The sequence below is a fragment of the Rickettsia endosymbiont of Gonocerus acuteangulatus genome (assembly GCF_964026435.1).
GTDB lineage: Bacteria > Pseudomonadota > Alphaproteobacteria > Rickettsiales > Rickettsiaceae > Rickettsia.
In genome coordinates, this window is record NZ_OZ032147.1 from 313823 (window position 1) to 327386 (window position 13564).

Consider the following 13564-nt stretch of genomic DNA (forward strand, 5'->3'; position numbering starts at 1 on the left):
TTCGCATACTGAGGAATTTTTCTTGACTATTTTTTAATTTCGTTTTATTCTGCTCTACTTAGAATATTATAATATCTTGATTAGGCGATAAGCTAATGGCAAAGAAAAATAAAAACATTTTGGTAAGGTTAGTAAGTACCGCAGGTACAGGCTTTTTTTTAGTAAAAAAGCGTAATCCAAAAAAGCAAACTGAAAAGCTTTCTTTTCGTAAATACGATCCAAAAGTAAGAAAACATGTTCTTTTCAAAGAAGAAAAAATAAAATAATCGAAGTAATATATGGCAGTAAAAATTCGTTTAGCTAGAGGCGGTGCTAAAAAGCGTCCTTTTTACCGTGTAGTAGTAGCTAACGCAACCGCACCACGTGATGGTGATTTTTTAGAAAAAGTTGGAACTTATAATCCGATGCTTGCTAAAGATAGTAATGAGCGTGTAGTTCTAAAAGCGGATCGTGTAGAATATTGGCTTAAATCTGGTGCTAAACCAACAGATAGAGTTGCAAAATTTATCGAGCAAGCTGGTATAGCTCTTCCTGAGAAAGTTAAAAAAGAGATGGAAGTTAAGCTAAAAAACCGTAAAGCTAAACCAAGAAAAAAAGAAGCTAAAGAAGCATAGTGTCATCTAGTGGCTTGCTAACTCCAATATGAAGCGCGAAGATAACCTAAGCTTTTAATTAGCAAATCTAGTGAGGTTTTTAAGTGACTAGATTTCTGCTTTTAATGGTTTCATTGTATGGATGCTAAATCATTATTGTAAGTGGCTGGCTATAAGAAGCCTGACAATTTTATGTGAGTAATGTAAAATTCTTGAGATTGCTTAGTCGTTTTGCTCCTTGCAATGACGTTTTTAGTTCAAGCAATAAATAAAAATTAAGCCGGATTAGCTCAGTGGTAGAGCAACCGCCTTGTAAGCGGTAGGTCATCAGTTCAAATCCGATATCCGGCACCACCTTTATAGGTGAGAAATTGTAAAAATATTAGATTGCAGCGTTGAGGATTTCCGGCGTTGTTGCATGACTCCGATGTCATTCCCGTGGAGGCATTGCCCGCGAGGATCGAAAAGTACTCTTGGTGTCATCTAGTTGCTTGACCTATAGTACCATACAGTTTAAAAAAATATTAATGGTTTTAGTATTTTAAGCTGGATTCCGTGATCAAGTCAGTGTTGTTGCATGGCTCGGAAAAAGTACATAGTGTCATTCCTGCGGAAGCAGGAATCCAGTATAAAGCGAGAAAAATCGAGCTTTTAATTTTAAAAATCTGCTGTATTAATGCTTTTTTTTCTGGATTCCTGCTTCCGCAGGAATGACATTAGAGCCATACAACAAAGCCGATCAAGTTGCGGGATAACACTAATAATAACGGTTTCAGAGCCATAAAAACACTGTACTAAAACATATAAACCATATCCACCCATTTCAGCGCCCTTAGCTCAGCTGGATAGAGCAACGGATTTCTAATCCGTAGGTCAGAGGTTCGAATCCTTTAGGGCGCGCCACTCTTCAGTTTTTGCTGTTTGTACGAACGTCTCGAACTATGACTTATGATAACAATTTAAAACAAAAGAATTCTTACATATTTAGGTGTAGGAAAAGCAGGAGCTAAAAATTTAGATTTTCAGCACCAGATGTTAAAGCGGCATTCTACAGAGCAACTTGAAAAAGCTGGTTTAAAAGAAAGCATCATTATCTGGGATATTGGTTGTGGAAATGGTACAATGACTGAGATCATGGCATCTAGAGTAGGTGATAATGGGCAAGTATATGCAGTTGATATTAGCGAGCAACAAATCCAAATAGCCCAGCAAAGAATTAAGAGTGCAGGACTCAAAAATGTTACATTTATAGTTAGTGATCTTTACTCACTATCAAATAATGATTATCCCAAAGCTGATATTGTCTATTCTAGATTACTATTAATGCATGTGAAAAATCCTATTGAAGCTATAAAGCTGATGAGTTCTTTATTAAAAAAAGAAGGGATAATTTCATCAAAACTTACGCTATGTTTGATATAATGCCCATTAAGGGATATTATGAAGTGCTTCACTATAAAACATTGCTGTGTAATAAGAGTTTTTAGCATATTTGCTATAACATAGCGTAAGTTTTGTCATTACAAGAATCTGATCTAAATTCAACTCTTCAAAAATTAAACAATCAGGAAACTAACGAAAGTTTCAAACGTTATCAGCTTGTTATGACTTATGGCCAAATTAACGGAGTTCATTATGATATAGCTTAATGCGATAAGGTAGTGACTTATAGTATGAGTTGGATTATGAAAATACTATAAGTAAGTAGAACAGAACCTATTTAAAATCATAAGATTTTAAATAGGTAATGATGAACAGAAAATATAGACACTTATCTCGAGAAGAGAGATATGAGATAAAAAGAATGTATGACCTAGGAGTCAGTATTAATAAGATAGCACAACATCTTACGAGGTCTAAAAGCACTATTAGTATGGAGCTAAAAAGACAAAACTTACGCTATGTTATAGCAAATATGCTAAAAACCCTTACTACAAAGCTATGTTTTTACAGTGCATCACTTTATAATATTGTCATTGCTAAAATAAAAGGGACCAGTAAATTGCACGAAAAAGGGACCAGAGAAGTTGGTGTGACCTAATAAGGTTAATGTGCAATATTCACTAGATAATTAAGCAAGTAAATATCTAGTGATACAATGATAAGAATAAATATGTATACAACAATTATCACCCTTTATAAACAAGGCAATAGTCAAAGGAATATTGCCAAACTAACAAGAACAGACCGCAAAACAGTACGAAAAATAATAAACCGCTATGTAGAGGCTGGTACAGAATCCCCAGCAATCTATGAACGATCTTCAGTTTTGGATTTTTGGCACGAAAAAATAATTGAGTTATTAGAAAAAAATCTGAGTTACATAAGAATTTTTGAGGAGTTAAAAAATCAAGGTTATACAAGCAGTTATACTTCTTTGACCCGTTATATCAAAAAATATAAAATTAAGGATAACAGTTGCATTCGTTTTCATACTTTAGCAGGAGAGGAAGCACAAGTAGATTTTGGTGACATAGGCTTACAGTATAATTCTAAAGGGCGTAGAGTTAAAGCATATGTATTTAATATGCGTTTAAGCTATAGTCGCCTTGATTATTATGAAGTAGTGTTTGATCAAAGTTGTCAAACATGGATTCAATGTCATATCAATGCATTTAATTATTTTGCTGGTAGTCCAAAAGTAATAAAACTTGATAATCTTAAAGCTGGAGTAGTAGATGCCAATTTTTATGAGCCAGTATATCAGAAGGAATATAAGTGCTTAGCCGATCATTATGGAATTTTACTTTCTCCTTGTCGAGTGTATCAACCGCAAGAAAAAGGCAAAGTTGAGTCGGGAATAAAATACGTTAAAAATAATTTTTTTGCTGGTCGTAAATTTGATAGATATGAAGAATTAACAAATGGTCTTGCAAATTGGTTAAATAAGGCCAATAGCCGAATACATGGTACTACTAAGAGAATACCTAGAGAACTGTTTGAGCAAGAGGAAAGAAGTAGTTTGATTCCTTTACCATTAGAAACTTTTGATTTGTCATCTTGGCATAATCGAAAAGTAGCAAAAGATTGTCATATTACCATAGATAATAATTATTACTCTGTACCAGCAAAATATATATACAGTGAGGTAATGGTACAATTGTCCCCAAAACTTGTTCAAATATTTTCTATACAAAATGATTTAATAGCAAGACACGTTAGAACAGAGGGCAAGGGGATATTTACCACTAATCCGTCTCATTATGCTAAATACAAACGTCTATGCCCAGGTTTTATAGAATATAGTGAACATTATCAACAACAAATGCAGCAGATAGGGAATAATTGCAGTTTATTATTAGAATCATTACAACAAACAAGAGTGAATGATTGGCAACGTTGTGCACGAGGTATCATTTCTTTACGTAAGGTTTACAATGATGACTTAATAGATAAAGCCTGTCATAGAGCACTACATTATGGTATAAGTTCTTACTCTAAAATTAAGAATATTTTAAATAGTAATGCAGTAAACTTACCATTACCAGAGTTTGGAGGTAATAATGCAGAACTTATTTAATGACCTACGAAGCTTTAGATTATCAGGTATAGTCAATAGTTTAAATGAAAGGATTATTTATGCTCAAAATAATAAACTAGGATTTAAAGAATTTCTATCACTATTATGTGAAGATGAAAAATCTAACCGTAAGGATAATAATTACCGTCGCCGTAAAAGTGCTGCTAAATTGCCGGTAACTAAAAATTTAGAAGACTTTGATTTTAATTTCCAACCAAGTGTTGATGCCAAAGTAATAAGTGATTTATCAACTTGTGATTATATTAATACTAAGGGAAATGTAATATTCATAGGTGATTCAGGAACTGGGAAAACTCATCTTGCCATTGGGCTAGCATTAAAAGCTTTAACACGAGAATACTCTGTATATTTTACTACGGTATCGGATATGCTTTATAATTTACATATTGCAAGAGCAGATAATAGTTATCACAAAAAGGTTAAATTACTCCTATCGTTTGATTTATTAATTCTTGATGAGCTCGGGTTTAAGCAATTGCCAAAACATTCAGTAGAAGACTTTTTTAATATTATTGCTAAACGATATGAAAATAAATCTACCATTATTACCACAAACAAGGATTTTGAAAAATGGAATGAAATATTTGCTGATGAAGTATTAACTCATGCAATTATTGATCGAGTGGTACATCATGCTCATATACTAAACATAAAAGGTAAAAGTTATCGTATTAATAACTATAAATCTGGAGGTAATATGGCATAAAAATTTTTAAATATAGTGGTTCCTTTTTCGTGCAATTTACTGGTCCCTTTTTAATTGACAATGACAGAGTAAAAAGTAAGTCACAACGTGTTATAGGTGTAGCACAAAATACTGCTGGATATCAGACTGCTATCGGTAAATATAAATCACTAAGTTATAATGGACAAGTTATGGTTGGTTATAACTATTCAGTGCCTAACACAATCAGTGCCATGCCGTTAGTAGCAACACCGCTTGCAGGTCTTAGATATTCAAATATAGATAATAAAGGATATACTGAAACCGGCACGACCTATCAAAATCTTATTGTTAAGAGTAAAAGATATAATACTTTCAATGGTATGTTAGGTGGTAGATTATCAAGCAGTTTCAATACTGGTGAAGTAACTTTAATGCCTGAATTTTATGCGATGGTTGATTATGCTTTCAAGAATAAAGCTCCAGTAATCGATGCAAGATTACAAGGCATGACTAACCCATATCCAGCTACTGCCTTTAGGCAAACTAAATTAAACTTTGACTTAGGATTAGGTTTAACTGTTAAGCATAAGATGATGGAATATGGTATTAATTACGATACAACTATTGCAAATAAATACTTCTCTCAACAGGGTATAGCTTAATGCGATAAGGTAGTGACTTATAGTATGAGTTGGATTATACTAAATGAAAAACTTATGGCAAAGGCATATTCATACGATTTAAGAATACGAGTAATAAAAAGTTTAACAGATGGTAAAACAATAAAAGAGACTTCAGAGATATACTCTATTAGTAGGAAGACTATAATAGAGTGGAAAAAATTAAAGAAACAAACTGGGGATGTCAAAGCAAAAAGTGGTTATCATACAGGACATCGTAGAATAATAAGAGACATAGAGGGATTTAAAAAATTTATAGAATTAAATTTTGATAAAACCACCATGGAGCTAGCTAATAACTGGAGTCAAAAAGTATCTGCAAGTACGATATCAAGATTGCTTAATAAATTAGGTTATAGTTATAAAAAAAACTTTTCTTCATCCCAAAAGGGATATTGGTCTAAGGAATGAGTTTATATTGAAACTAAAAACTATAGATAAACAAGATTTAGTATTTATCGATGAGTCTGGGATAGAAGATAATAGCTGTAGAGAACACGGGTGGAGCATTATCGGTCAAAGATGTTATGGTGAAAAGGTCTATCAACATAAATCACGGATTAGTATGATTGCTGGGCTGTGTGTCAAAGATATTATTGCCCCAATAATATTTGATGGGACATGTAATAAGGACATTTTTGAAACTTATGTACAAGAGATATTGATCAAGGAATTAAAGGCTGGTCAGATAGTAGTAATGGATAATATTAATTTTCATAAAAGTACAAAAGTGAAAACGTTAATTGAATCTGTTGGTTGCAGTATTTTATTTTTACCAACTTACTCTCCTGACTTAAATCCTATTGAGCATTACTGGTTTAAAATCAAGAATGAAATAAGAAAAACTATTTCTAATTTTGAGCACTTTTTTGATGCTGTTTACTATGCTCTTAAAAAATCACTACCTTATCGCATTAAGCTATAGTTTAAAAGTCCGGGTTAATTTCTAGTATGATGTTATCCCGTGGTGGCTTATTCGTGTGCATCAGTTTCCCCGTCATTGCGAGGAGATACAAAGTATCGACGTGGCAATCTTGTCGAGCATCCTGAGATTGCCACGCTCTTTTTAGTCGCTTGCAATGCTGGGAAAATTGATCCATACGGCATAACACATACGTAATAAAAAACCTATATAGTTTGACTATATAGTTTTTTTTGCTTTATAATGTACAAGATGACATTAAGAATCTTAAATAAAAAATTATGTTAAATAATATTAGAAAAACTGCCGATAGTTTTATAATGCGGGTTTTATTCGCAATGATCGTTTTTGCCTTTGTTGGCTTTGGCATTAAAGATGTATTACATGGAAGAGGCGGTGGCAATATCGTAACTTTTTCTCATGCGAAAAATATATCGCAAGAAGATTTTCTGCGGGCAAAATCTTTAGAAATTAACGCTATATCTAAACAAGTAGGAGTAAGCCTAACGGAAGAAGAAATAGCACAATTAAATATAGATAATAGAATCTTAAAAAGGCTTGTTTTTGAGAATATCTTAGATTATCTAGTTAGCTATTATGATTTTGATATAAGCGACGATACTGTAAAAAATTTAGTAAAAGAATCACCGGTTTTTAAAAATGATCAAGGAGTTTTCGATATAAAACTCTTTAAAACTTATTTTAGAAATTCTTATACAGATGAAGAAAAATATTTAGTAAATTTTAAAGAAAAAGCCTTAAAAAATATTTTTGATTGTACTTTTTTAGATAGCTTCTATGTTCCAAAAGCTATGACTGATAATATAGTAAATTATATGGCTGAAAAAAGAGAAGTAGAATTGGTGCAAATGAATCTACAAAACAAGCCAAAAGATTTACAAATTCCAGTTCCCTCTGATCAGGAATTAAAGGATTTTTACCAGAATAACAAATCTTTATTTGAAGTACCAGAGAAGCGTAGCTTTTCATATATAAAAGTTACTACTGAAAACTTACAAAAGAAAATCCAAGTTACTAAAGAAGAATTATTAGAATTTTATAATGAGAATAAAGAGGAATTTGGAGAACAAAGTTTTGAGGATGTACAAAAGCAATTATATGAACAAATAGAATCTCAAAAAATTGATATCCTAAATATGGAGCTTGCTAAAAATTTAGAAGATGATGTTGCAGCGGGTTCTAGCTTAGTTGAAATCGCAGAAAAATATGAGCTGCCTATTAACAATATCAATAATATAAGCTATGCCGATTTGATCGAAGACAAAATAATTGCCGAAAATGCCGATAGTATTTTTGAGCTTAGTGAGGGGGAACTATCTTACCCGATTGAGGCAGAAGATAAAAGCTATCTAGTGCTTGTTAAATTAAAATCTATAAATCCAGCAAAAATACCTGAATTTGATAGTATTAAAGAACAGATAAATAGCACTTGGATAAAGCAATATCTTGCTGATCTTAATATAAAAATTATGAAAGATTTAGCAAAAGAAGATAATTTTGATACAGAAGATAAAGCATCAAATGCTAAAATACGTAACAAAACTTATATAAGATCAGAAATGGAAAATGATCAGATGCTAACTCCTGAAATATTATTATCCATTTTTAACACTAAAATAGGTGCTAATACTCCTGTATTTCAAGTAGGTGATGAGCTATATTTTGCCCATATTAAATCTACAAATATAGATGAGCAAGTAGCTAAAAATATTAGAACTAATTCAGAAAAAAATATAGTAAACACTATTAAAAATTCTATAATTGATGAATTGATTAACTATACAATCAAGCAAAATGATATGAAAGTGAAGAGTTAATTGTCATTCCAGTGCAAGTATATGTCATCCCGTGGACCGGCGTTATTGTATGGCTCTGATTTCATTCCCCCAAAAGCGGGAATCCGGTAATTACTAAACGCAAATATAATTAGTTTTTACAATCAAAAATTATATTTATTTAAATTTTTTCTGGATTCCCGCCTACGCGGGAATGACATTGAGGGCGTTTTTCGATCCACACGGGCAATGCCGCCACGGGATGACACCGATGCACACGTAGAATGAGGATTACATACGAGCTAAATAACACAAAATCTAATAAATAATATGAGCTTTAGAGATTTACCTGAGTTTTTGAAATTGTTAGAAAAAAACGGTGAATTAAAGCGTATTTTTGTTGAAGTTAAAACCGATCTAGAAATTACTGAAATCAGCAAAAGAGCATTGGAGCACGATGGTCCTGCTTTGCTATTTGAGAATGTTATAAAATCTGATGGCAGTAAATCTAATGTTCCTGTTCTAACTAATCTTTATGCTAGTATCAATCGTATTTGCATGGGGCTTAAACTTCAGAATATTCAGGAATTAAGAGAGCTTGGAGTTTTACTCGCATTTCTTAAACAACCGCAACCACCATCATCTTTTAAAGAAACATTATCGATGTTACCGCTAGCAAAGCGTATCTTTGCTATGTCGCCTAAAACTGTTTCAAAAGCCGCTTGCCATGAAGTTATTATCGACAAGCCTGACCTTAATATATTACCAATCCAAAAATGTTGGTCTCTTGATGTTTCACCTTTAATTACTTGGTCTATAGTTGTAACTAAAGGACCAACCGATGAAAAGGTTGATAATTATAATCTCGGCATATATAGAATGCAGGTTATTTCGGAAAATAAATTATTGATGCGATGGCTTAAGCTGCGAGGTGGTGCAGAGCATCACAAACGTTGGAAAGGAGCAAAAAGAGAGCCTTTTCCAGCTGCTATCGTTATTGGGGCAAATCCGGCAGTAACTATGGCAGCAGTAATGCCGATACCAGAAAATATTTCGGAGTATAATTTTGCTGGGTTACTTGGTAATGAAAAAGTAGAATTGGTAAAGTGCAAAACCATTGATTTAAAAGTTCCAGCACATAGTGAGATAGTGCTTGAGGGGTATGTTAGTCTAGATGAGTATTTACCCGAAGGTCCTTTTGGTGACCATACCGGATATTACAATGATGTTGAAGAATTCCCAGTATTTACTATAACAGCAATAACGATGAAAAAAAATCCTGTATATTTGAGTACTTATACAGGCAAACCGCCAGATGAGCCATCAATACTTGGTGAAGCATTAAATGAGATTTTTATCCCTCTTATTCAACAACAATATCCAGAAATTGTTGATTTTTGGTTGCCGCCTGAAGGTTGTTCATATAGGGTTGCGGTAGTATCAATTAAAAAATCTTATCCTGGTCATGCTAAAAGAATAATGCTTGGTGTTTGGTCTTATTTACGGCAATTCATGTATAGCAAATTTATTATCGTGGTCGATGATGATATTGATATTCGTAACTGGCAGGAAGTAATTTGGGCAATCTCAACACGAGTTGATCCAAAGCGTGATACAACTTTCATAGAAAACTCCCCAATAGATTATTTAGATTTTGCATCACCAGAGTCAGGGCTTGGCAGCAAAATGGGGATAGATGCAACAGATAAAATATACCCTGAGACAAACAGAAAATGGGGTAAAAAAATCGAAATGGATCAGGAAGTTATCGACAAGATAAATAGTATATGGGATAGTCTAGAGATATAATATGTCATCTCGTGGCTTGACAAAAATGGAACTGAGCTATGTACAACATACCACACGAAACGATAATTAATAATTTCAAAGAAATAGCTGATAAATATCAAGAACTAATCATGCATTTAATGCAGGGCAAGGGTAGTATAATACCACAAAATTTAATTAATAGTGATAAGAACAGAATTATCGCCACCTTAATGGTAGAACAATTTTGGGCAAATCCTGAAAAATTTTGTAGTATTAATACCCAGTATATTGAAAAGCTAAGAGAACTTACTACGAATGCTTTTGCGAAATTTGTTGGTAGTCCGGCAAAAGCTATATTTTCTCCGGATAATCGTGATAAAAGATTTAAAGATTCTTTGTGGGAAGATAATGCTTATTTTGATTTTGTTAAACAATATTATCTACTATCTGCTGAATGGCTTAAGAAAAATATCGATCAATATGAATTATCAGATGACCTTAAGCAGCATTTAGATTTTTTAACTAGGCATTTTATTGATGCTTTTTCGCCATCAAATTTTGCTTTTTGTAATCCAAAAGTTTTACGTGAAACTTTGGAAAGCGGAGGACAGAATTTAGTACAAGGGCTTGAAAATTTCCTAAGAGATATAAAAAATTCAGGTGATATAATAAAAGTAATCCCCGCCGCAAGCAGCGGGGTATTTTAGAAGAAAGCTAGCTGATGATCCTCATGCAGTTTCTGATATTCCTTGCCTTGGTTTTTTACGTATTTTCCTATCATATTCTCATTTCCATGCTTACCTACCGTACTCGTAAAATATCCATCAGTCCAAAATTCTCCACCCCATAATTGTTTCTTTACCTGTGGACACTGTCTAAATATTTGACGAGCTGTAACACTTTTAATTGTTGTTACTATTTTTGTTACGCTATAGGTTGGTACAGATTGTACCAAAAAATGGACATGATCTTCATCAACCCCTATTTCTAAAAATTTTATTTGATATCTCTTTTCTATCTCTAAACATATTTCTCGTAATACTTGATCAACTGATACGTCAAACACTGCTCGGCGATATTTTGCTGGAAATACCATGTGATACAGCAGTACTGTAACATTATGACTTTTATGTATATATTTGCTCATTCCGCCATATTACGCCGCAAGCGGCGGGGAATATACCCAAAAGAGATTAAATATTAGAACTACAGATAAATCAGCTTTTAAACTTGGTGAAAATATTGCGACAACAAAAGGAAAAGTTATATTTCAAAATGATTTGATGCAACTAATATGCTATGAGCCGAAAGAAAAAGTGCATAAGATTCCGATACTAATTATTCCACCTTGCATAAATAAATATTATATTCTCGATTTATCCTCACATAATTCATTAATATCTTTTTTAGTAGAAAATAATTTTCAAGTTTTTCTTATTTCATGGGTTAATCCGGATTCATCTTTAGCAGAAAAAGGCTTTGATGATTACTTACAAGATGGAATTTTAGCACCTATTGAATATATTAGAAAACTTGGTTTTAAAAAAATTGACTTCGCTGGATATTGCATGGGCGGAACGTTTCTTGCCATTATTCTTGCTTATTTAAAAGTAAAAAAACTAGATTATGCTAATAGTGCTACGTTCTTTACCACCTTACTTGATTATACTAGCCCTGGTGAGCTTGGAGTATTTTTCAATGAAAATACGATGAAGTATATTAAAGAGGATATGGATTTGAAAGGATATTTTGATGGAAAATATTTTTCAAATACCTTTAGTTTACTAAGAGCTAATGATTTAATTTGGACATTTTTTGTAAATAATTATTTACTTGGCAAAAATCCTATGCCTTTTGATTTGTTATATTGGAATGCTGATTCTACAAATTTACCGGCAAGAATGTATCAGGAATATTTACAAAATACCTATTATAATAATTTACTAAAAGAGCCTAATAGTTTAGAAATATTAGGAACTAAGATAGATCTTGGTAACGTTGATTGTGATTCTTTTTTTGTGGCAGCTAAGGAGGATCATATCGCACCTTGGCGTTCAATATATGATGGAATGAAATTAATAAATGGTGATAAGATTTTTTGCCTAACTGATTCAGGGCATGTAGCAGGGGTTGTTAATCCTCCTAAAACTACTAAATATAATTATAGACTTAATGAGGATTTAAGTTTAAATAGTAGAGAATGGCTTTTGAATGCTACAGAATATAAAGGCTCATGGTGGGAATGCTGGCTTGATTGGCTTATCAAAAATAATACTGAACTAGTAAAATCTTTGGATTATAAAAATTTGATAGCAATTGAAGAAGCACCAGGAAGTTACGTTAAAAAATAAAAAAGTTTGTGAATAGAAAAAATAAAAAATTTACGGAAATATTTATTGCCTTTATTTTAGGCCTAGCAATAGGTGTTCTAGGATATTCAGATTATGGAACTGATCTAATAAATCAGTTCAAAATATCACATACACCGCCTCCAAAAATAAAGCATTACAATATTTCGCAGCTTTCTAGAAGTAAAGTTAGTACATGTTTTACTCCACCATCAGGTTGCACTAAATTTATAGCAGATCAGATTGATACGGCTAAAGAGTCTATTTATATGCATGCATATGGTATGAGCGATTCATTGATTACTGCCGCTTTAATTGATGCTCAAGCTCGTGGTGTAAAGGTTAAAATCTTACTCGATCGTAGTAATTTAAAGCAAAAATTTTCTAAATTACACGAATTACAACGAGCAAAAATTGAAGTGGGAATAGATAAAGTTCCGGGTATTGCTCATAATAAAGTTATAATTATCGATAAAAAGAAAGTTATAACCGGCTCATTTAATTTTACTGCCGCTGCTGATAAACGTAACGCAGAAAATGTTATCGTTATAGAAGATGCTGAGCTTGCAGATTCTTATCTACAAAACTGGCTCAGTAGAAAAGCGAAGAATCGATAATCCGTTATATGGTTTTTATGTCATTTCCGCCTACGCGGGAATGACATGTAGATTAAAATCTAAGCAGGCTTTTTATTAAATACGTTTTTTTGTGCTTGCTGTGCCATATTCTGCATATTAGAAGAAGCGTGATGTACATTTTCTGCAATATTTTTGTTTACTGCTTCTAATATTTTTGCTGAAGTTTCGTAAGCAATATTTGCAATTTCTTTAGCATTATTCATAGATGTTTCATAAATAGATTTGAAACATTTCTGATGACAATCGCTAGCTTGCTTGAAATCATTAGAACCCATTGCTTCTTTAGTAGAATTCACAATGGTGTTAACATTATGTTGTACCATTTCAGAGTTTTTCTTAAGCAAATTTTGCATGCTTTCAGTAGCTATTTGATTTGTTGTTACTAAAATATTTAAAGCTCTTTGCATTGTTCCGGTGGCAGATGAAAAATCTATATTAGGCATATTTTTTAAAGAACTCATATAAAGTTCAGGATTCATATAAGATTTCATAAAATCTAAAAATTGTGTATTATTTAACATTATTTTTCTCCTAAAAATAAATTAAACTTTGTAAAATATAAGTGACTGTGTGTTTTGTGGATTTGTTAAGAACCCTTAACCCATTAGT

Annotated in this window: 15 protein-coding genes, 2 tRNA genes and 1 pseudogene; 16 read left to right on the forward strand and 2 right to left on the reverse strand. The window is 32.4% G+C overall.

From position 1 onward, the window contains the following. Positions 1 to 95 precede the first annotated feature (95 nt). The 14 genes and pseudogenes from rpmG to AAGD55_RS01990 all read left to right on the forward strand — a co-directional run. Complete coding sequence (gene rpmG, locus AAGD55_RS01925; RefSeq protein WP_341791938.1) at positions 96 to 266, forward strand: 50S ribosomal protein L33; 171 nt, start codon at positions 96 to 98, stop codon at positions 264 to 266. Between the two features lie 12 nt (positions 267 to 278). After that, positions 279 to 614 (forward strand): 30S ribosomal protein S16, encoded by a 336-nt coding sequence (rpsP, locus tag AAGD55_RS01930; protein WP_341791939.1) that lies wholly within the window; start codon positions 279 to 281, stop codon positions 612 to 614. Between the two features lie 258 nt (positions 615 to 872). After that, positions 873 to 947 (forward strand) — tRNA-Thr (locus tag AAGD55_RS01935). A 472-nt stretch (positions 948 to 1419) separates the two neighbouring features. After that, positions 1420 to 1496 (forward strand) — tRNA-Arg (locus AAGD55_RS01940). A gap of 129 nt (positions 1497 to 1625) precedes the next feature. Then, positions 1626 to 2015: a class I SAM-dependent methyltransferase gene (locus AAGD55_RS01945; RefSeq protein ID WP_341791940.1), complete on the forward strand. Its 390-nt coding sequence runs from the start codon at positions 1626 to 1628 to the stop codon at positions 2013 to 2015. 92 nt (positions 2016 to 2107) lie between these two features. Further along, the gene (locus tag AAGD55_RS01950) at positions 2108 to 2242 is read left to right on the forward strand and encodes a hypothetical protein (RefSeq protein WP_341791941.1); all 135 of its coding nucleotides are present in this window, start codon (positions 2108 to 2110) and stop codon (positions 2240 to 2242) included. 98 nt (positions 2243 to 2340) lie between these two features. Continuing rightward, positions 2341 to 2634: a helix-turn-helix domain-containing protein gene (locus tag AAGD55_RS01955; protein ID WP_341791942.1), complete on the forward strand. Its 294-nt coding sequence runs from the start codon at positions 2341 to 2343 to the stop codon at positions 2632 to 2634. A gap of 72 nt (positions 2635 to 2706) precedes the next feature. Further along, a complete protein-coding gene (gene istA / locus AAGD55_RS01960; RefSeq protein ID WP_341790850.1) occupies positions 2707 to 4113 on the forward strand; it encodes an IS21 family transposase in 1407 nt (468 codons plus the stop codon). After that, entirely contained in the window at positions 4097 to 4840 is a 744-nt protein-coding gene (gene istB, locus AAGD55_RS01965) for an IS21-like element helper ATPase IstB (RefSeq protein WP_341790851.1), read from the forward strand. The genes istA and istB overlap by 17 nt, the downstream gene beginning before the upstream one ends. A gap of 29 nt (positions 4841 to 4869) precedes the next feature. Next, positions 4870 to 5463 carry an autotransporter outer membrane beta-barrel domain-containing protein gene (locus AAGD55_RS01970; protein WP_410526109.1) on the forward strand — a complete coding sequence of 198 codons (594 nt, stop codon included), beginning with the start codon at positions 4870 to 4872 and terminating at the stop codon, positions 5461 to 5463. A 54-nt stretch (positions 5464 to 5517) separates the two neighbouring features. After that, a protein-coding gene (locus tag AAGD55_RS01975; protein ID WP_341792495.1) for an IS630 family transposase occupies positions 5518 to 6406 on the forward strand; the annotation gives its coding sequence in 2 pieces (ribosomal slippage) (positions 5518 to 5844 and positions 5846 to 6406; 888 coding nt in all). Positions 6407 to 6684: 278 nt separating this feature from the next. Next, complete coding sequence (locus AAGD55_RS01980; RefSeq protein ID WP_341791943.1) at positions 6685 to 8241, forward strand: SurA N-terminal domain-containing protein; 1557 nt, start codon at positions 6685 to 6687, stop codon at positions 8239 to 8241. 288 nt (positions 8242 to 8529) lie between these two features. Continuing rightward, on the forward strand, positions 8530 to 10008 hold the full coding sequence (locus tag AAGD55_RS01985; protein WP_341791944.1) for a UbiD family decarboxylase: 1479 nt from the start codon (positions 8530 to 8532) through the stop codon (positions 10006 to 10008). Between the two features lie 38 nt (positions 10009 to 10046). Continuing rightward, a pseudogene (locus AAGD55_RS01990) lies at positions 10047 to 10646 on the forward strand (poly(3-hydroxyalkanoate) synthetase); the annotation flags it as partial. Between the two features lie 26 nt (positions 10647 to 10672). On the opposite strand, the gene tnpA reads toward AAGD55_RS01990, so the two are convergent. Further along, positions 10673 to 11116 carry an IS200/IS605 family transposase gene (tnpA, locus tag AAGD55_RS01995; RefSeq protein WP_341790826.1) on the reverse strand — a complete coding sequence of 148 codons (444 nt, stop codon included), beginning with the start codon at positions 11114 to 11116 and terminating at the stop codon, positions 10673 to 10675. On the opposite strand from tnpA, the gene AAGD55_RS02000 reads away from it, so the two are divergent. After that, positions 11109 to 12320, forward strand: coding sequence for an alpha/beta hydrolase (locus AAGD55_RS02000; RefSeq protein ID WP_341791945.1), 1212 nt, complete (start codon positions 11109 to 11111; stop codon positions 12318 to 12320). The two genes, tnpA and AAGD55_RS02000, sit on opposite strands and share 8 nt — an antisense overlap. Positions 12321 to 12328: 8 nt before the next feature. After that, positions 12329 to 12934: a phospholipase D family protein gene (locus AAGD55_RS02005; protein ID WP_341791946.1), complete on the forward strand. Its 606-nt coding sequence runs from the start codon at positions 12329 to 12331 to the stop codon at positions 12932 to 12934. Positions 12935 to 12993: 59 nt separating this feature from the next. Here AAGD55_RS02005 and AAGD55_RS02010 read toward each other — a convergent pair whose 3' ends face one another. Beyond that, entirely contained in the window at positions 12994 to 13476 is a 483-nt protein-coding gene (locus AAGD55_RS02010; protein WP_341791947.1) for a phasin family protein, read from the reverse strand. Positions 13477 to 13564 lie beyond the last annotated feature (88 nt).

Excerpts from the sequence above, each read along its gene's own strand:
- rpmG (WP_341791938.1), top strand. The coding sequence starts at position 96 with ATGGCAAAGAAAAATAAAAACATTTTGGTAAGGTTAGTAAGTACCGCA.
- rpsP (WP_341791939.1), top strand. The coding sequence starts at position 279 with ATGGCAGTAAAAATTCGTTTAGCTAGAGGCGGTGCTAAAAAGCGTCCT.
- AAGD55_RS01945 (WP_341791940.1), top strand. The coding sequence starts at position 1,626 with ATGTTAAAGCGGCATTCTACAGAGCAACTTGAAAAAGCTGGTTTAAAA.
- AAGD55_RS01955 (WP_341791942.1), top strand. The coding sequence starts at position 2,341 with ATGATGAACAGAAAATATAGACACTTATCTCGAGAAGAGAGATATGAG.
- istA (WP_341790850.1), top strand. The coding sequence starts at position 2,707 with ATGTATACAACAATTATCACCCTTTATAAACAAGGCAATAGTCAAAGG.
- istB (WP_341790851.1), top strand. The coding sequence starts at position 4,097 with ATGCAGAACTTATTTAATGACCTACGAAGCTTTAGATTATCAGGTATA.
- AAGD55_RS01980 (WP_341791943.1), top strand. The coding sequence starts at position 6,685 with ATGTTAAATAATATTAGAAAAACTGCCGATAGTTTTATAATGCGGGTT.
- AAGD55_RS01985 (WP_341791944.1), top strand. The coding sequence starts at position 8,530 with ATGAGCTTTAGAGATTTACCTGAGTTTTTGAAATTGTTAGAAAAAAAC.
- tnpA (WP_341790826.1), bottom strand. The coding sequence starts at position 11,116 with ATGAGCAAATATATACATAAAAGTCATAATGTTACAGTACTGCTGTAT.
- AAGD55_RS02010 (WP_341791947.1), bottom strand. The coding sequence starts at position 13,476 with ATGTTAAATAATACACAATTTTTAGATTTTATGAAATCTTATATGAAT.